Source organism: Asticcacaulis aquihabitans (genome assembly GCF_032490435.1).
GTDB lineage: Bacteria > Pseudomonadota > Alphaproteobacteria > Caulobacterales > Caulobacteraceae > Asticcacaulis.
Genome location: NZ_JAVGWM010000003.1, coordinates 65,689 through 82,056, shown reverse-complemented (window position 1 = coordinate 82,056; position 16,368 = coordinate 65,689). Strand labels below are relative to the sequence as shown.

The window sequence follows — 16,368 nt, the reverse complement described above, 5'->3', positions numbered from 1 at the left end:
TGATTACCTGCTCGGGCTAGGCCCGAGTAGTGGCTTACGAGCCTTGCTTATCGCGCAGGGCGGCGCCGAGGATGTCACCGAGCGAAGCGCCCGAGTCCTGCGAACCGTACTGTTCGATGGCTTGCTTTTCGTCTGCCATTTCCAGGGCCTTGATCGAAACGGAGACCTTGCGGGCTGCCTTATCGATGTTGGTGACCTGGGCATCGATGCGGTCGCCGACGGCGAAACGCTCAACGCGTTGTTCGTTACGGTCGCGCGACAGGTCGGACTTGCGGACGAAGGCCGTCATCGGGGCGTCGTCTTCACCGAACTTCACTTCGATGCCACCGGAGGTGACTTCGGTGACGGTCACGGTGATCGTCTGGCCCTTCTTGTAGGTATCGCCGGTCATCGGATCGTTGCCGAGTTGCTTGATACCCAGCGAGATACGTTCCTTTTCGACGTCGACGTCCAGAACCTTGGTCTTGACGACATCGCCCTTCTTGTACTTGGCGATGGCTTCTTCGCCCGGTACGTTCCAGTCGAGGTCGGACAGGTGAACCATGCCGTCGATGTCGTTTTCGAAGCCGATGAACAGACCGAATTCGGTCGCGTTCTTGACTTCGCCTTCGATGGTCGAACCGACCGGATGCTCACGCAGGAACTGATCCCACGGATTTTCCTGGGCTTGCTTCAGGCCGAGCGAGACGCGGCGCTTGGAGGCGTCGACTTCCAGCACGACAACTTCGACTTCTTGCGAGGTCGAAACGATCTTGCCCGGATGGACGTTCTTCTTGGTCCACGACATTTCCGAAACGTGCACCAGGCCTTCGACGCCCGATTCCAGCTCCACGAAGGCGCCGTAGTCGGTGATGTTGGTGATGCGACCGGAGAACTTGCCACCGACCGGATACTTCTGGTCGACACCGTCCCACGGATCGGATTGCAATTGCTTCATGCCGAGGCTGATGCGTTGCGTGTCCGGATTGATCTTGATGATCTGGACGCGAACAGCGTCGCCGACATTGAGGACTTGCGACGGATGCGATACGCGCTTCCACGACATGTCGGTAACGTGCAGCAGGCCGTCAATGCCGCCGAGGTCAACGAACGCACCGTAGTCGGTGATGTTCTTGACGACGCCGTCACGGATTTCGCCTTCGGCCAACTGGCCAACCAGCTCGGTGCGTTGTTCGGCGCGGGCTTCTTCCAGGATGGCGCGGCGCGAAACGACGATGTTGCCGCGCGGGCGGTCCATCTTCAGAATGGCGAACGGCTGTTCCTTGTTCATCAGCGGAGCGACGTCGCGGACCGGACGGATATCGACCTGGCTGCCCGGCAGGAAGCCCGATGCGCCGTCCATATCGACGGTGAAGCCGCCCTTGACGCGGCCGACGATGGTGCCCATGACAGGCTCGCCCTTGTTGAAGATGACTTCCAGGCGGGTCCAGGCTTCTTCGCGACGGGCCTTCTCGCGGCTGATGACCGCTTCGCCCATGGCGTTTTCAACACGTTCCAGATAAACTTCGACCGTGTCGCCAACCTTCAGGTTGCCGCCTTCGGCGCCGAATTCCTTCAGGGAGATACGGCCTTCGGTCTTCAGACCGACGTCGACCATGACGTATTCTTTTTCGACGCCGACGACGAGGCCGTGAATGACCTGGCCTTCCAGCATGTCGCGGCCGTGCATCGATTCATCAAGCAGGGCGGCGAAATCGTCGCGCGACGGATTGTAATCGCTCATTTAGACTCTTTGTTTGTGGGCGCGTGTCCCGGTCTTCCGGATCCCGAAAACGACATGAGGCCGTAACGCTGACGGGGAAAGGGCGCGGGGGTGCGGCTTTGGATTGACTGATATTATGAGGTTTGGGAGGCAGCCTGGCGGCGGGCCCCAAGACATGAACCGCAGGCCTTTCGGCCCCGTGGCGTCCCTAAATGTATCCTCAAACGGCCTCTGGTGGATTTAACACGGCTTGCGTGTCACAGACGGCTTTTCACAAGGGATCGCGCAGTCGCGATGGCCGTGTCTATACCTAAGTCGGAGGTATCTAGCAAGAGCGCATCTTTCGCCATTTCCAACGGTGCGTCGGACCGGCCGGAATCGCGGGCGTCGCGGATGCGGATATCCGACAGAACCTCTTCCAGCGTCAGGGCCGGATTGATTTGAACAAGCTGTTTCCAGCGACGCTCGGCGCGCACTTCCGGCCGAGCGGTGACGAACAGTTTCACCCGTGCGTTCGGCGCGATCACTGTGCCGATATCGCGGCCGTCGAGCACCGCGCCCGTGGATTGATTGGCGAAATCCTGCTGGTACTTGAATAGGGCGGCGCGCACCTCGGGAAGGGCGGCGACCTGTGAGGCGCGCTCGCCGGCTTCGCGACCGCGCAGCGCCTCATCGGCTAAAACCTGCGCATCTATCAAGGTGGCGGCGACGGCGGGATCGATGTTGCGTACATGCGCCAGATGACCGGCGGCGCGGTACAGGAGGCCGGTATCGAGAAAGGGCAGACCGTAATCGGCGGCGAGAAGCGAGGCGAGCGTGCCCTTGCCGGAGGCAGCGGGGCCGTCCACAGCGATCAGAATAGGAGTCGTCATAGTGTTAATAATGGTTAATATGCCACGGCTATAAGCAAATGCGCAGCCAGTCCGGCGGGGGTGTTTGAAAAGCGCTGTAAGTTGCGTAATGTCAAGTCAGGGACCACAGGGGCGGGCATGAATTTCTGGACGTGGATCACAGGGCTGTTCGCCGGCGACTTGCCTGCCCGCAAGTCGGCGGAAGCCAACCGGGCTGCGTTACTGAAAGCCATAGCCACCGCCAATAGCGAGCTAAACGGATTTTATCTTCAGCTTGAAGCCGTTGTGGATGCCTTTGCGCATGAACACATCTTCTTCGGGGACCGCTATTTCCGTCTGCGCTTCGCCATGAAGGCTGTCGTGCCGCCGGCCGATTTCAAACTGATATGCCAAAAGCTGAAGGCGGATGCCGGATTATATACACCGCGTGCGAAGGCCCTGGAGCTGGGTTTGGCTGCCGATGGCTTTTATGATTTTCTGCGGCATCACAACCACGATGTGATCATCAACTTCCTGATGTATGACAACAGCGTGCGGAAGCTGCTGAACACTATAGAAGAAGTCCATCTGCGCCAGTTGGCCACCTTGGCGGCGGGCGCCGGCCAGCCGGGCGGATCCCCGCTGGGGATTAACGCGCTTATCGAAGCTTTCGACGCCGAGGTTCGGCGCTATGCTGCGGCTAAGGCGGGCTTTGCCGAATTGCAGGCCGGTTTGGCCGGTCTGAAACTGGACAGGCCGATTTAACGGCTATTCGACCCGTTATTCGAACCGCATCTCGACGCCGACGCTTTGCAGGTCGCGCCAGTAGCCCGGATAGGTCTTGGCCGTGCAACCGGGGTCGAGAATGCGCAGGCCATGGATCACGAGGGCTGCCTGAGAAAATGCCATGGCGATGCGATGATCGTGATAGGTTTCAATGTCGGCGGCAAGCGTGCGACCAATAAGCGTACGATCGGGCGTGACCAGCAGATCGTCACCGATTTCCTGCGCCAAGCCCGCCTGGATACGGTTTAGTTCCGTTGCCACGGCATTGATACGGTCGCATTCCTTCACACGCAGGTTGGCAATGCCGACGAAACGGACAGGGTGCATGTTGAATGCAGCCAACACGGCGATGGTCGGGATCGCGTCCTGCATCTGGCTGCCGTCGATGACCGCCGGAAGGTGCGGGAACTGCGCGATCACGTCATAGGCCTTGGCATCCGGCTGCATCATGTCCCGCGGGGCGATACCGATATCGATATCCGTGTTCAGGAGCGCATTTATGCCCCAAATGTAGGTCGCGGCGCTGGCGTCGGGTTCTACCCGGTAATCGCGTGCCTGATACGGACGGCTGCCAATGTCCCAGCTCAGTGGGCCCGTCTGGGTAATTTCCGCACCGAAGGCGCGCATGCAGGCTATGGTAATGTCGATATAGCCGCGGGCGCCGATATCGCCGTCCTTGACCTTCAGGCTGAACGGTCCTGTGCCCTTGATGCCTGCCATCATGAGGGCCGAAACATACTGGCTGGACAGGCTGGCATCGACATCGATGGAGCGGGTAGCGAAGCCGCCATTGCTTGTCACGGTGACGGGCGGGCAGCCGCTTGGGGCGCTGGCCGTGATGCCGGTGGCGTTAAGGGCTTCGACCAGCGGCGCGATCGGGCGCTTTTGCATGTGCGCGTCGCCGGTCAGGACCGTCGTGCCAGCGATATTGGCGGCGGCGGCCGTCAGAAAACGCACAGCGGTTCCGGCATTACCGAGGAACAGCGGCGTCTGCGACGGCGCCAGGGTGCCGCTGCTTTCGACCAGAAAATCCGTATCGCCCGTTTCGGTGATCGTGACGCCCAGTTGCGTCAGGGCCCGCGCCATATAGGTAGTGTCGTCGCTTTTAAGCGCGCCGCTGATGTGACTTTTACCTTTCGCCAAGGCCGCGATGAGCAGGATGCGGTTGGTGATGGACTTCGATCCCGGAAGGGCAATATGTCCGGATAGGGCAGCATGGGGAGGCGCAAGTCTTACAGCCGTCATCGGGCTGGTCACGGGCGAGCTGGGCACGGGAAAGTCTCGGTTTAAACGAAAAAATGAACATTACGCCCAAAAGGGGCTTTGACAGGAGGCTTATCTAGTGGCAAGGGGGCCGACGCAATCGAATTTTTCTAAAGACTGAAAAGAAGGACGTCTCGTGGCTGATCCTGCCTTAGGTACCAAACAAGTTTGCCCGAACTGCACGGCAAAGTTCTACGACCTGAACAAACATCCTGCGCACTGCCCGCGCTGTGACACCGAGTTTGATCAGGAAGAAGTCGTCCGTACACGCCGTTCGCGTGTCCGGACCACCGCCCCCGACTACGAGGATGCGGACGAAGAGGCCGAAGATCAGGTCAAGGGCAAAACCGCCAGCGAAGACGAAGACGAAGAAGAGCCGGAAGTTACCGCGCCCGAAATCGACGAAGTCGTCGCCGATGACACTCTGCTGGTCGATGAAGACGAAGACCTTGACCCGGCCGACCCGGCGCGCGTTGGCGCCGGCGCCGATGCGGTCGATATGGACATCGAAGACGCCGACCTGGTCGATGACGATGCCGATGACGTGCCCTTCCTCGAAGACGACGAAGACGCCGATTTCGACGAAGAAATCGACGGCTTGCCCGACGACCAGGATCGCGACGACATCTAAGCCCTTTCCAAGGGACGCAAAACAGATCCAAGACGAAAGCTGCCGGAGTGATCCGGCAGCTTTTTTCGTATTGTCTGCCGCCGACATGTGCGCTATATACTGAACCAAATGGTTCAGTATATACAACCTCATCTGGATGCGTCGTTCGCTGCCCTCTCTGACCCCACTCGACGCGGGGTTCTGGAGCAGTTGGGGCGTGCGGATGCATCGATCACCGACCTGGCGGACAGGTTCCACATGACTCTCACCGGCATGAAGAAGCACGTCGGCGTCCTTGAGCAGGCAGGGTTTGTTATCACCGAAAAGATTGGGCGCGTAAGGACCTGCAAGCTGGGCCTGCGTCGACTGGAGGAAGAAGCGGCCTGGATCGAGCGTTACCGCCGGGTCTGGGAGGCGCGCTTCGACGCGTTGGACGAGATCGTCGAGGAATTGAAAAGCAGGGAGAAAATCGATGAACGAAGCAGAGGGTAGTGAGGCAGCGCCTGTCAAGAACAGCACCAAGGTGGAGCGGACGTCTGAGCGTGAGCTTGTTGTGACGCGAATCGTCAATGGTCCAGCTCGTATCGTGTTCCAGGCTTGGGCGACGCCCGAGCTTTTCAAGCGGTGGTGGGTGCCGAAGTCGTCAGGGATGTCGCTGCTGTCGTGCGAGATGGACGTACGGACCGAGGGTAAGTACCGCCTTGAGTTCGGCCACCCGTCGTCGGAGCGAACCATGGCGTTTTTCGGCAGATACCTCGAAGTGATACCGCCCACCCGAATCGTGTGGACGAACGAGGAAGGCGATGACGACGGCGCTGTCACGACGGTGACGTTCGAAGAGAAAGACGGCCAGACGCTGCTGGTGTTACGCGATCTCTATCCTTCGAAGGCAGCGCTTGATGAGGCCATAGCTTCCGGCAGCACAAGCGGATTTGTCGAGCAGTTCGAACAACTGGACGACCTTCTCCTTGCCCTGGACACAGGCGTCTAATGAGTGACTTCGCCCGTGATCTGGCCATTAAAAAACCCCACCACATGGGCGGGGTTTTTTAATGGTGGAGCTTAGCGGAGTCGAACCGCTGACCTCTTGCATGCCATGCAAGCGCTCTACCAGCTGAGCTAAAGCCCCATCCTTTAACGATGGCCGGGGACGTTGCCGCCTCCGAGGCGGCGACTTCTAGCCAAGCCGTACCGGAGACGCAAGCTCTTTTTTCAACTTTTTTTCGACTCGACAATGTTCTCTTTTTGTTCCATTGTGCATAACATGGACATGCTGTTCGACCTGGGTCTAGAAAACGATGTAACCGAAATCCATGTTCGGCTACGTACCTATTTCGGTGACCTGACCTATAGCACGACCCGAACGCCGGTAGGCGCCTTGGTCAAATCCATGATCAGTTGTCGGACGAAAGACGAGGTTTCGTTGCGGGCCTATGACGCCTTGGTCGCCACCTGGCCGGACTGGCAGGCAGTTGTTGTCGCCGGGTCGGTGGCCGTGGCGGCGGTCATACATGACGTGACGCTGGCGGAGCGTGAAGCCGGCTATGTCTGCGAGGCGTTGCGACGCATAGGGGCCAGTCATCCCGATTTCGACCTCGATTTTCTTGGTGTCGAGCCTGTGCCCCGCGCCATTGCCTGGCTTGAGCGTCTGCCCGGTGTGGGGCGCAAAGTATCTGCCGCGACGCTTAACTTCAGCACTCTGCACCGTCCCGCGCTGGTTATCGATACGCATATTCAGCGTGTGTTTCAGCGGACGGGACTCGTGGCCGCGAAGGCCAGCATAGACGCTGTGTATGATCGCGTTATGCCTGACCTGGCGCACTGGACGGCGGCGGATCTGTCGCAACTGCATGTCCTGGTCAAGCGTCTGGGCCAGGTCCATTGCCATGCGCCGGCCCCCGATTGCCGCGGCTGCCCGTTGGGCGACGTCTGTAAATCCTACCGGTCAAGGCATGGCTTGAATCGAGGCTCGCCTTTCCGGCAAACCCAGCTATAGTCCCGCCATGTCGACTATAACCCTGTGGCGGCCGGTGGGCCCAAAAGAGCTGGCTCTGATCGAATTGTCGGGTATGACGGCATTTCCGCCCCGATTGCCGGAACAGCCGATTTTTTACCCTGTGACGACGCGCGCCTATGCCATCAAGATTGCGCGGGATTGGAATGTGCCGGAAAGCGGGGCTGGATTCGTTACGCAATTTGAGGTCGATGCCGCCTATTTGGCGCGATATGCGGTCGAAACCGCCGGGGGACGGGAACATCAGGAATACTGGATACCGGCCGAAGATATGAACGCCTTCAACGCGGCCATTGTTGGCCTAATACGGATTGTGGATAGCTTCACCGCGCCTTGATGGCAATCGGGTGGGTGCGTCATTGACGGTGTTCCTAACTCTTCATACTCTTGCGCCATGATCACCACCCTGGCCATTTCCGGTTACCGTTCCTTGCGCGACGTGCGCCTGGAACTGGATATGCTCAATGTCATCACCGGCGCCAATGGATCTGGAAAGTCGAGCCTTTATCGGGCGTTGCGCTTGTTGGCTGAGATCGCTCACGGGGGCATAATCCGGGCCATTGCTTCAGAAGGCGGCCTGGACTCGACCTTGTGGGCAGGCCCCGAACAGTTTTCGCGCGCCATGAAATCGGGTGAACACGCTATTCAGGGCACAGTCCGCAAGCAGCCCGTCGCCCTGAAGCTGGGTTTTGTCTCCGAAGACTATGGCTACGGCATTGATCTGGGATTGCCACCGCCATTGACATCGGTGTTTCCGCATGATCCACAAATCAAGGCGGAAAGTCTGTGGATTGGTCAGGTGCTTAATCGCCGCAATGAAATTGCCAGGCGCAAGGGGCCGCTTATCCAGGTGCGTGACAAGGCAAACCTGTGGCAGGAGGTTTTGACCAACCTGTCTCCTTTCGACAGCATGATGACACACGGCAGTGATCCGCGTGAGGGCGCCGAATTGCTTCTGGTGCGCGAAAGCATGCGAAGCTGGCGCTTTTACGATCATTTCCGTACGGACCGTGATGCGCCCTTGCGCAAGCCGCAAATCGGCACCCATTCGCCGGTCTTGTCGAGCGACGGCCATGATCTGGCGGCGGCGATCGAAACAATTCGGGCCGTGGGGGCGGCTGAGGATCTGGACGCAGCCGTGGATGACGCCTTTCCAGGCGCGGCCATTCATGTTGAATTTTCGGGCGCCTATGTCGAAGTGCTCATGCAGCAAAAAGGGCTGTTGAGGCCATTGCAGACGGCGGAATTGTCAGATGGGACCTTGCGCTACCTGCTTCTGATCGCGGCACTTCTGTCGCCACGCCCGCCGTCTCTTATGGTGTTGAACGAACCGGAAATGAGCCTGCATCCGGATTTGCTGGCACCTTTGGGGCGTCTGATTGCTGCCGCTTCCCGGCGCTCACAGGTCATCGTCGTATCGCATGCGCCAGAACTGGTGACCGCCCTGGAGGCGGCGGCCCCAGTCCGGCGCATCCTGCTGGAAAAGGAATTAGGCGAAACCCTCATCCGAGATCAGGACAAGCCGGACTGGGAATGGCCGGACAGATAAGAGTCCACTCGGTTTGGTTAAGCCCTGATTCAGGTCTTCCTCATCGAATCTTGATATTTATCGCGTATATTCGAGCCATGTTCATATGATGAGGCCGGCGCAGACCGGTTGGTAGGGTTCGAAACGATGCAAAAGATCGCCGCTGTAAACTGGATTTCCGCCGCCCGCGCCTGTGCTCCCGCGCAATGCGCCGCCGCCTTTGTCTCCGCGATGGCGGCGCCGCGCAACCGTGCCAATACGGAAGCGCAGCGCCAGCAAGCTAGCCGCTAACCTACCATTTGACGGGTTTCGGATTACGTTCGTCGAAATCCATCTGATGCCAGTAGGGATAGGCCGGATGCCGGTGTGACGCCGCATCCAGTATAGCTACCTGTTCCGATGTCAACGACCACCCGATGGCCCCCAGATTGGCGGTCAGTTGCTCTTCGTTGCGCGCGCCGATAACGATATTGGCCACGCCGGGACGACCCGCCAGCCAGTTCAGCGCCACCTGCGGCACGGTCTTGCCGGTTTCCTCGGCCACTGCCTCAAGCGCGTCAATGACTCCGTACAGATATTCATCCTCGACCTGGGGGCCGCCGCCTGCCCCGCCTTGGGCGATACGGCCCTCTCCCAGGTGTCCGCGCTTGATCTTTCCGGTCAGGCGGCCCCAGCCGAGCGGCGACCACACCATGGTGCCGACACCCTGGTCCAGACCTAGTGGCATCAATTCCCATTCGTAGTCGCGACCGATCAGCGAATAATAGCCTTGATAGGCCACGAATCGCGCCAGGCCGTATTTTTCCGACGTCGCCAGATCCTTCATCAAGTGCCAGCCCGAATAGTTGGATGCGCCGATATAGCGGACCTTGCCCGACTGGACGAGGTGATCGAGCGCTGACAGCTTTTCTTCCGGCGGGGTCAACGCATCGTAGCCATGCATGAAATAGACATCGATATGATCGGTGCCGAGGCGCTTCAGGCTGGCCTCGGCTGCCTTGATGATGTGATAACGCGATGACCCCTTGTCGTTCGGGCCGGAACCCATAGTGAAAGTCGCCTTGGTCGACACAAGCACCTCATCGCGCCGCCCCTTTATGGCCGCCCCCAGAATTTCTTCCGAGGCACCGCCGGAATAGACATCGGCCGTGTCGAAAAAGTTGACGCCGTGCGCCAGGCACAGGTCAACCAGGCGGGTAGCCTCGGCGACATCGACATTGCCCCATTTGCTGAACATGTTGCCCTTGCCGCCGAACGTGCCGGTGCCAAAGCTTAAAACGGGGACTTTCAGGCCGGACCGGCCAAGCTGACGGTATTCCATGGGGAGGCTCCTCTCAAAAAGCCCTCTTCATCTGGGGTGTCGATCGGCCATTTCAAACCGCCGCGGCAAAAAAGACGGCGTTAAATTCAGTCGCCGTTTCGCGATGCCGTGTGATATGGAAAACGGATGACCTTGAAGGACCGTTGGCATGATCTGGCCCGTGCGCTCGGCGTGGGCGAGGCGGAAGGGGCTGTCGTTTGGCAGCGGTTGTCAGGCGTGTACGGCGAACCGCATCGCCATTACCACACCCTGACGCATATCGACGCCGTGATCCACGATCTGGATCGTCTGGCCCAGGCGTTCGTTGCACCGGATGAAGCGGCTCTGGCCCTGTTTTTTCATGATGTCGTCTACGATCCGGCGCGCTCCGACAACGAAGATCGCAGCGCCGAATATCTTCGCGACACCTTGCCGGAATTGGATACCACTCACGCCCAGTCAATGATCCGCGCCACCCGGCATCATCGCGGTGACGCCGACCCGGATACCAATCTCCTGCTCGATATCGACATGGCCATCCTGGCGGCGGACTGGCCGGATTATCTGGCCTACGCGCGAGGGGTATATCGCGAATATCTGCCGGTCTACGGTCATGACGCCTACGCTGCCGGTCGAGTGGCTCTGTTTCTGGAACCCACCTTAGCCCGCACACATCTGTTCCTGACTGACGCTTTCGCCGCCGGTGAAACTACGGCGCGCGAGAATTTGAACAGGGAAATCGCCTTGTGGCGCGATGGCGGGTTTGCGACCTATTCGAACGGGGCTATAACACCGGCTCCCTAACATATGGAGAGACATATGGGCCGCATGATCACCCTCACTCGCCCGGACGGCGGTTCGTTCGACGGCTATCTGGCGGAGGCCGGCAAGGAAAAGCCGTGTGTCATCGTCATCCAGGAATGGTGGGGGCTCAATGACCATATAAAGTCGGTCGCCGACCGGTTTGAATTCGAAGGTTTTAATGCCCTTGCGCCCGATCTGTACCATGGGCGCATCACCCAGGACGCCGATGAAGCCAGCCATATGATGAACGGCCTCGATTTCCCCGGAGCGGTGCATCAGGACATCGTCGCCGCGCGCGATTATCTGGCAGCCATCAACCCCGCCGTCGCCGTCATGGGCTTTTGCATGGGCGGCGCCCTTACCATTGGCGCGGCGGCTCGCCTCGACGGTTTCAAGGCGGCGGTCTGCTTTTATGGCGTACCGCCGAAGGCGTTTGCTGACCCGGCCGATATCAAGATTCCGTTTCAGGGACATTTCGGGACCCGTGATGATTGGATCACGCCGGAGGTGGTCGCCGGCTTGCAGGCCGATATGGAAAAAGCCGGTAACGCGCCGGACGTCTACAGCTACGATGCCGATCACGCCTTCTTCAACAAGACCCGTCCGGAGGTCTACGACGCGGACGCCGCCGAACAGGCCTGGATGCGCATGATGGCGTTTTTGCGCGCCAACCTCTAGCTTAGATTGACCTTTTCGGCGTTTGGGATTAGGCCAGTGCCAACGGGGACACCTGCGGTATTGGCCCAGCGAAAAGGCGTTTGTTTTGACTGTATTCTATCACGAAGGCGACCTGCCGGACGGGCTTGATCTCGGGAGCATCGTTGCCATCGATTCCGAAACCATGGGCCTGCGCTTCCGCCGCGACGACCTGTGTGTGGTGCAATTATCGAGTGGTGACGGCCATGCCCATGTGGTGCGCATGAACCGTCCGGGCTATAACTGCCCGAACCTGAAGGCGCTCCTGGCCGATCCGGCCGTGCTGAAGCTGTTCCACTATGGCCGTTTCGACATCGGTATGTTTGAACTGCACCTCGGCGTGACGACCGCACCGGTCTATTGCACCAAGATCGCGTCCAAGCTGGCGCGCACCTACACCGACCGTCATGGCCTTAAGGATCTGGTTCGCGAACTGCTGGCGGTCGATCTGTCCAAAGCACAGCAAAGCTCAGATTGGGGTGCGGCCACGCTGTCCGCCGAGCAACTGGCCTATGCGGCTTCGGACGTGCTGCATCTGCACGCCCTTAAAGACAAGCTCGATACCATGCTGGCCCGCGAAGGCAGGCTCGAACTGGCCCAGGCCGCCATGGCGTTTTTGCCGCACCGCGTCAAACTGGATTTGGCAGGATGGGAAGATTGCGATATCTTCGCCCATAGCTGGGCCTGAACCAGAGCCCGAACCGAAAGCCAGACATGTCGGATATTCACGCACCGCTTGAGCCCTTAGGCGTCGCCACGCGCATGGACGCGGCGACGGAGGCGGCCGAGCGCCGCGTCCGCCTGTCCCAGCAGGTCGCGGCCGTCCGTCGCCGGTCGCGACTGATCAAGTCGTTGCGTAAGCTGTTTCCGGCGGCGATCATCGGCTTAGGCGTGCTCAACCTGGGCTGGATCGCGGTCCAGACCGTGCTCAATTCGATGAACCTGTACGGCGGCAATTCCAACGAAATCCGCATGACCAATCCGCGCTATTACGGTCAGGGCGACAACGGCGACCACTACACGATCAGCGGGTTGGAACTCATCCGAAAGGGTAACAACGCCACGACCGTCACCCTGCGCGCGCCGAATATAGAGTTCAAGGGGGCCGATACCGATAACCCGACACGGGTGACGGCGGCAAACGGGGTTTACGATCAGAACACCAACCGCATGACCCTGACAGGAAATGTCGTCCTCCAGGCGGGGGAATCGGATTTCGTGCTTAAGACCGAAGAAGCCGTAGCCGACCTAGCGAATTCCACGATCTACGGTAACAAACACGTTGATGGAACGAGTTCGGTGGGTCATATAGAGGGGGAATCCTTTATCATTTCGGATAACGGTAAGCAGCTGACCATGCGGGGCAAGGGCCCCATACAGGTCCATGCGAAAGAGAATCCGGTGCAGAAATGAAAAGGCGCGAAAAGGGACATGCTGCGATGAAAAAGCTTTTGATTTCGGCCGCCGTTCTTGGCCTGAGCCTGGGGGCGGGGGCCATCCTGACCGGCTCAGCCGGCGCGCAAGTGTCGTCGAAGGGCGGGCCGATCATGGCCAGCGGAAATACGATGTCCATCGACCAGAATACCCGCACCCAGACCTTCGAAGGTCAGGTTGAAGTGTTGCAGGACGATGCCCGCCTTAGGGCCGACAAGATTGTGGTAACCCGGGCGCCGGGCGCCAATGGCGAAGGCATGGGTGAGGTGGTCAACATCGTCGCCACCGGCAATGTCTATTATGTCACGCCTGAAAACACCATGAAGGGCGATATGGCTGTCTACACCAAGGCTACCGACGACATGGTCGTGACCGGCGACGTCATCCTGACCCAGGGCCAGAACGTTCTGACCGGCAATCGCGTAGTCAGCGGTGTCTCCAGCGGGATCACCACCATGGATGCGCGCCCGACCGCTGGCAACGCCAAGGGCCGCGTCAAGGCGGTCATCTATCCGGATGACAAGAAGACGCCCGCCAAGAAGCCTGCGCAATAAGATGATTTCCTTCGAAGACCCCAAGTCGACCATTACTGACGCTGCCCTCAACGAAGGCATTGTCGTCGAAGGCATAGGCAAGACCTATAAGGAACGCGCGGTCGTCAAATCGGTCAGCCTTCAGCTGCGGCGGGGCGAAGTCGTGGGGTTGCTGGGCCCTAACGGCGCCGGCAAGACGACCTGCTTTTACATGATTACGGGCCTGATCGAGGCCGATTATGGCACGATCAAGCTCGACGGACAGGACATCACCCACCAGCCGATGTATCAGCGTGCCCGCATGGGCCTGGGCTATCTGCCGCAGGAAGCGTCGATCTTTCGTGGCATGTCGGTCGAACAGAACATACTGGCGGTTTTGGAACTGAACGAAAAAAATCCGGCGGTGATCAAGGAAGATACGGCGCGTCTGCTTGAAGAACTGCGTATCACCCATATCCGCCACAGCCCGGCCACCGCCTTGTCCGGTGGGGAACGCCGCCGCGTTGAAATCGCCCGTGCTCTGGCCGGTAAGCCGTCCTTCATGCTGCTTGACGAGCCCTTTGCCGGTATCGACCCGCTCGCCATTTCGGATATCCGTGAGGTGGTGAACTACCTGAAGGGGCGCGGCATCGGCATTCTCATCACGGACCACAATGTCCGTGAAACCCTGGACCTGGTCGACCGCGCGTCGATCATCCATTCCGGCGAAGTCCTGTTCGAAGGCACGGCGGAACAGATCACCCACGACCCGGAAGTCAAGCGGGTCTATCTGGGTGAATCTTTTGCGTAAAATGGATGCTTGACCAAAATGGTTAAAGCCAAATTTTAACGATTTCATGCCAGAACTAAGCGCTGAAATTCGTTGGATAAAATATGGCGCTCGGTCAAAGATTAGAACTCAAGCAGGGTCAGGGGCTGGTCATCACGCCCCAGTTGCAGCAGGCGATCAAGCTGCTGCAACTGTCGAACCTTGAGCTTGAGGCGGTCATTGAAACCGAGCTGGAGCGCAACCCGCTTTTGCAACGCGACGACAGCGACCCGGCACCGGACGGTGCCGAATCGGATGCGCCCGTTAAGGACGATTCGGGCGAATCGCGCGAACTCGACCTGGGCGACCGCGACGCCATGGCCGCCAATTCTGATCTCGACGCCTCGGTGTCCGATGTCTATGGCGACGAAGCGCCGACCGTGCGTGAACGCGAAAGCGTCGTGTCCGATTCGGGAGAAGGCCCCATTGTTGACTGGTCCAAGGCCGGCAAGGGCGGTGGCAGTTTCGATGGTGACGACGAAGGCTTGGAACGCGCGCTCACGCGCGAAAAGACGCTGCATGAACACCTGACCGACCAAGCCCTGATCGCCCACTTCACCGCACCGGAAATGGCGATTGCCCAGATCCTGATCGATGCCGTTGATGATGCCGGCTATATGCGGGTGCCGCTCGCCGAAATCGCCGACCGTCTGGGCTGCGAACTGACACTGGTCGAAAAGGTACTAACGACCTGCCAGGGCTTCGAGCCGACCGGCATCATGGCCCAAAGCGTGCCGGAATGCCTTAAACTGCAGCTGATCGAACGCAATCGTTTCGACCCTGCCATGGCGGCTTTGATCGACAATCTCGAACTCCTCGCCCGCCGTGACCTCAGCGCCCTGCGCAAGGCGTGCGGTGTGGACGACGAAGATTTGTCGGAAATGATCGCCGAACTGAAATCGCTCAATCCGCGTCCGGGCGCCGCCTTCGATGCCGAGCCAAGCCAGACCGTCATTCCCGATGTCTTCGTCCGTGCCGACGCCCAAGGCGGCTGGCGTATCGATCTCAATTCGGACACCTTGCCGCGCGTATTGGTTGATCAAAAGTATCACGCCAAGGTGGCAACATCGGCCCGGTCGGATTCCGAAAAGACCTACCTGAATGAATGCCTGACCCAGGCAAACTGGCTGATCAAGAGTCTGGACCAGCGGGCCCGGACCATACTCAAGGTCTCGGCGGAAATCGTGCGCCAACAGGACGCTTTTTTCGTCTATGGCGTGGAATATTTGCGCCCGCTAAATCTGAAAACGGTCGCCGATGCGGTAGGGATGCACGAATCGACGATCAGCCGGGTGACGTCCAACAAATATGTCGCCACGCCACGGGGCGTGTTCGAGCTGAAATTCTTTTTCACCTCGTCAATCGCCTCAAGCGACGGTACGTCGGCGCATTCCGCCGAAGCGGTGCGCCACAAGATCAAGAACCTGATCGACGGTGAAAAGACGTCGGGCGAAATCCTGTCGGACGATCGCATCGTCGAAATCCTGAAAGAAGCAGGCGTCGATATCGCCCGCCGTACGGTCGCCAAATATCGTGAAGCCCTGCGCATTCCGTCTTCTGTCGAACGCAAGCGCGCCAACAAATAGCGCGTCGTGAAACGGTCACGACGGTCTCGGTTTCCCCAATTTCCGTTAACTTTATTCGTCTCAGGGCGATGGTGTTTTTATAAAACCATATAAATGTATAGTTAATACGAATTATAATTTACATTTATAAAAACAACTAACCTGATTGTCTAACCTCTATATGTGTTGGCGCACCTGTCCTTAGTAAATGGTCTTTCAGGTGCCACATGTAAGGTGGGCGGCACCGCCTGCCGGCTTTTTGCGATGGCCTGGGATAGATAGAGTTTGCGGCAACTATTTAACGATCAGCCTCAAAGGGGAAAATCGACCGGCGGGCTCTGTCGTCACAGCTAGGTGCGGGTGTTTACACGCTCGCCTTTTGTGGTCTTGGTTTGTCGTTTCCCTGACAGATAAACTGTAATTAATCTATATTAATCAAGGACACTGCGACATTTCGCCCAACACAATTTCTTGACTGGCCATCGCGGCCAAGAG

The 16,368-nt window shown here is 58.9% G+C and carries 19 protein-coding genes and 1 tRNA gene; 15 read left to right on the top strand and 5 right to left on the bottom strand.

Annotated features, from left to right (window positions below; translation table 11 throughout):
• Nucleotides 1-34 precede the first annotated feature (34 nt).
• Both rpsA and cmk read right to left on the bottom strand, forming a co-directional pair.
• On the bottom strand, nucleotides 35-1,723 hold the full coding sequence (rpsA, locus tag RCJ00_RS11090; RefSeq protein WP_316221973.1) for a 30S ribosomal protein S1: 1,689 nt from the start codon (nucleotides 1,721-1,723) through the stop codon (nucleotides 35-37).
• 236 nt (nucleotides 1,724-1,959) lie between these two features.
• Entirely contained in the window at nucleotides 1,960-2,574 is a 615-nt protein-coding gene (cmk, locus tag RCJ00_RS11085; protein WP_316221971.1) for a (d)CMP kinase, read from the bottom strand.
• A gap of 117 nt (nucleotides 2,575-2,691) precedes the next feature.
• Here cmk and RCJ00_RS11080 point away from each other — a divergent pair, with 117 nt between their 5' ends.
• Nucleotides 2,692-3,297 carry a hypothetical protein gene (locus tag RCJ00_RS11080; protein WP_316221969.1) on the top strand — a complete coding sequence of 202 codons (606 nt, stop codon included), beginning with the start codon at nucleotides 2,692-2,694 and terminating at the stop codon, nucleotides 3,295-3,297.
• Nucleotides 3,298-3,312: 15 nt separating this feature from the next.
• Here the strand turns inward: RCJ00_RS11080 and RCJ00_RS11075 are convergent, their stop codons facing one another.
• Nucleotides 3,313-4,590 carry a 3-phosphoshikimate 1-carboxyvinyltransferase gene (locus RCJ00_RS11075; protein ID WP_316221968.1) on the bottom strand — a complete coding sequence of 426 codons (1,278 nt, stop codon included), beginning with the start codon at nucleotides 4,588-4,590 and terminating at the stop codon, nucleotides 3,313-3,315.
• Nucleotides 4,591-4,717: 127 nt separating this feature from the next.
• On the opposite strand from RCJ00_RS11075, the gene RCJ00_RS11070 reads away from it, so the two are divergent.
• From RCJ00_RS11070 to RCJ00_RS11060, 3 genes are all read left to right on the top strand, one after another.
• Nucleotides 4,718-5,212 carry a TIGR02300 family protein gene (locus tag RCJ00_RS11070; RefSeq protein WP_316221967.1) on the top strand — a complete coding sequence of 165 codons (495 nt, stop codon included), beginning with the start codon at nucleotides 4,718-4,720 and terminating at the stop codon, nucleotides 5,210-5,212.
• 108 nt (nucleotides 5,213-5,320) lie between these two features.
• A complete protein-coding gene (locus RCJ00_RS11065; RefSeq protein WP_316221966.1) occupies nucleotides 5,321-5,683 on the top strand; it encodes an ArsR/SmtB family transcription factor in 363 nt (120 codons plus the stop codon).
• A complete protein-coding gene (locus tag RCJ00_RS11060; RefSeq protein WP_316221965.1) occupies nucleotides 5,664-6,182 on the top strand; it encodes an SRPBCC family protein in 519 nt (172 codons plus the stop codon). Before RCJ00_RS11065 ends, RCJ00_RS11060 begins: the two co-directional genes overlap by 20 nt.
• A gap of 62 nt (nucleotides 6,183-6,244) precedes the next feature.
• On the opposite strand, the gene RCJ00_RS11055 is transcribed toward RCJ00_RS11060, so the two are convergent.
• A tRNA-Ala gene (locus tag RCJ00_RS11055) sits at nucleotides 6,245-6,320 on the bottom strand.
• A gap of 135 nt (nucleotides 6,321-6,455) precedes the next feature.
• Here RCJ00_RS11055 and RCJ00_RS11050 point away from each other — a divergent pair.
• The 4 genes from RCJ00_RS11050 to RCJ00_RS11035 all read left to right on the top strand — a co-directional run bounded on the left by RCJ00_RS11050 (nucleotide 6,456) and on the right by RCJ00_RS11035 (nucleotide 9,024).
• Entirely contained in the window at nucleotides 6,456-7,187 is a 732-nt protein-coding gene (locus RCJ00_RS11050; protein WP_316221963.1) for an endonuclease III domain-containing protein, read from the top strand.
• Nucleotides 7,188-7,194: 7 nt separating this feature from the next.
• A complete protein-coding gene (locus RCJ00_RS11045) occupies nucleotides 7,195-7,542 on the top strand; it encodes a hypothetical protein (RefSeq protein ID WP_316221961.1) in 348 nt (115 codons plus the stop codon).
• Nucleotides 7,543-7,599: 57 nt separating this feature from the next.
• Nucleotides 7,600-8,754 carry an AAA family ATPase gene (locus RCJ00_RS11040; protein WP_316221959.1) on the top strand — a complete coding sequence of 385 codons (1,155 nt, stop codon included), beginning with the start codon at nucleotides 7,600-7,602 and terminating at the stop codon, nucleotides 8,752-8,754.
• Between the two features lie 126 nt (nucleotides 8,755-8,880).
• Nucleotides 8,881-9,024: a hypothetical protein gene (locus tag RCJ00_RS11035; RefSeq protein WP_316221958.1), complete on the top strand. Its 144-nt coding sequence runs from the start codon at nucleotides 8,881-8,883 to the stop codon at nucleotides 9,022-9,024.
• A 1-nt stretch (nucleotide 9,025) separates the two neighbouring features.
• On the opposite strand, the gene RCJ00_RS11030 is transcribed toward RCJ00_RS11035, so the two are convergent.
• Nucleotides 9,026-10,054, bottom strand: coding sequence for an aldo/keto reductase (locus RCJ00_RS11030; RefSeq protein ID WP_316221956.1), 1,029 nt, complete (start codon nucleotides 10,052-10,054; stop codon nucleotides 9,026-9,028).
• Nucleotides 10,055-10,180: 126 nt separating this feature from the next.
• On the opposite strand from RCJ00_RS11030, the gene RCJ00_RS11025 reads away from it, so the two are divergent.
• The 7 genes from RCJ00_RS11025 (at nucleotide 10,181) to rpoN (ending at nucleotide 15,894) form a co-directional block, all read left to right on the top strand.
• Nucleotides 10,181-10,837 (top strand): HD domain-containing protein, encoded by a 657-nt coding sequence (locus tag RCJ00_RS11025; protein ID WP_316221955.1) that lies wholly within the window; start codon nucleotides 10,181-10,183, stop codon nucleotides 10,835-10,837.
• A 15-nt stretch (nucleotides 10,838-10,852) separates the two neighbouring features.
• Nucleotides 10,853-11,515, top strand: a complete 663-nt coding sequence (locus RCJ00_RS11020) for a dienelactone hydrolase family protein (protein ID WP_316221954.1) — start codon at nucleotides 10,853-10,855, stop codon at nucleotides 11,513-11,515.
• An 85-nt stretch (nucleotides 11,516-11,600) separates the two neighbouring features.
• On the top strand, nucleotides 11,601-12,221 hold the full coding sequence (locus tag RCJ00_RS11015; RefSeq protein WP_316221953.1) for a ribonuclease D: 621 nt from the start codon (nucleotides 11,601-11,603) through the stop codon (nucleotides 12,219-12,221).
• Nucleotides 12,222-12,247: 26 nt separating this feature from the next.
• Nucleotides 12,248-12,946 carry an LPS export ABC transporter periplasmic protein LptC gene (gene lptC, locus RCJ00_RS11010; RefSeq protein WP_316221952.1) on the top strand — a complete coding sequence of 233 codons (699 nt, stop codon included), beginning with the start codon at nucleotides 12,248-12,250 and terminating at the stop codon, nucleotides 12,944-12,946.
• 26 nt (nucleotides 12,947-12,972) lie between these two features.
• Nucleotides 12,973-13,521: an LptA/OstA family protein gene (locus tag RCJ00_RS11005; RefSeq protein ID WP_316221951.1), complete on the top strand. Its 549-nt coding sequence runs from the start codon at nucleotides 12,973-12,975 to the stop codon at nucleotides 13,519-13,521.
• Between the two features lies 1 nt (nucleotide 13,522).
• Nucleotides 13,523-14,290, top strand: coding sequence for an LPS export ABC transporter ATP-binding protein (gene lptB, locus RCJ00_RS11000; protein ID WP_316221950.1), 768 nt, complete (start codon nucleotides 13,523-13,525; stop codon nucleotides 14,288-14,290).
• Nucleotides 14,291-14,373: 83 nt separating this feature from the next.
• Nucleotides 14,374-15,894 carry an RNA polymerase factor sigma-54 gene (gene rpoN / locus RCJ00_RS10995; RefSeq protein WP_316221949.1) on the top strand — a complete coding sequence of 507 codons (1,521 nt, stop codon included), beginning with the start codon at nucleotides 14,374-14,376 and terminating at the stop codon, nucleotides 15,892-15,894.
• Nucleotides 15,895-16,368 lie beyond the last annotated feature (474 nt).

Coding starts and splice junctions, on each gene's coding strand:
- rpsA (WP_316221973.1), bottom strand. CDS start 1,723: ATGAGCGATTACAATCCGTCGCGCGACGATTTCGCCGCCCTGCTTGAT.
- cmk (WP_316221971.1), bottom strand. CDS start 2,574: ATGACGACTCCTATTCTGATCGCTGTGGACGGCCCCGCTGCCTCCGGC.
- RCJ00_RS11080 (WP_316221969.1), top strand. CDS start 2,692: ATGAATTTCTGGACGTGGATCACAGGGCTGTTCGCCGGCGACTTGCCT.
- RCJ00_RS11065 (WP_316221966.1), top strand. CDS start 5,321: ATGGTTCAGTATATACAACCTCATCTGGATGCGTCGTTCGCTGCCCTC.
- RCJ00_RS11060 (WP_316221965.1), top strand. CDS start 5,664: ATGAACGAAGCAGAGGGTAGTGAGGCAGCGCCTGTCAAGAACAGCACC.
- RCJ00_RS11050 (WP_316221963.1), top strand. CDS start 6,456: ATGGACATGCTGTTCGACCTGGGTCTAGAAAACGATGTAACCGAAATC.
- RCJ00_RS11045 (WP_316221961.1), top strand. CDS start 7,195: ATGTCGACTATAACCCTGTGGCGGCCGGTGGGCCCAAAAGAGCTGGCT.
- RCJ00_RS11040 (WP_316221959.1), top strand. CDS start 7,600: ATGATCACCACCCTGGCCATTTCCGGTTACCGTTCCTTGCGCGACGTG.
- RCJ00_RS11035 (WP_316221958.1), top strand. CDS start 8,881: ATGCAAAAGATCGCCGCTGTAAACTGGATTTCCGCCGCCCGCGCCTGT.
- RCJ00_RS11030 (WP_316221956.1), bottom strand. CDS start 10,054: ATGGAATACCGTCAGCTTGGCCGGTCCGGCCTGAAAGTCCCCGTTTTA.
- RCJ00_RS11025 (WP_316221955.1), top strand. CDS start 10,181: ATGACCTTGAAGGACCGTTGGCATGATCTGGCCCGTGCGCTCGGCGTG.
- RCJ00_RS11020 (WP_316221954.1), top strand. CDS start 10,853: ATGGGCCGCATGATCACCCTCACTCGCCCGGACGGCGGTTCGTTCGAC.
- lptC (WP_316221952.1), top strand. CDS start 12,248: ATGTCGGATATTCACGCACCGCTTGAGCCCTTAGGCGTCGCCACGCGC.
- RCJ00_RS11005 (WP_316221951.1), top strand. CDS start 12,973: ATGAAAAAGCTTTTGATTTCGGCCGCCGTTCTTGGCCTGAGCCTGGGG.
- lptB (WP_316221950.1), top strand. CDS start 13,523: ATGATTTCCTTCGAAGACCCCAAGTCGACCATTACTGACGCTGCCCTC.
- rpoN (WP_316221949.1), top strand. CDS start 14,374: ATGGCGCTCGGTCAAAGATTAGAACTCAAGCAGGGTCAGGGGCTGGTC.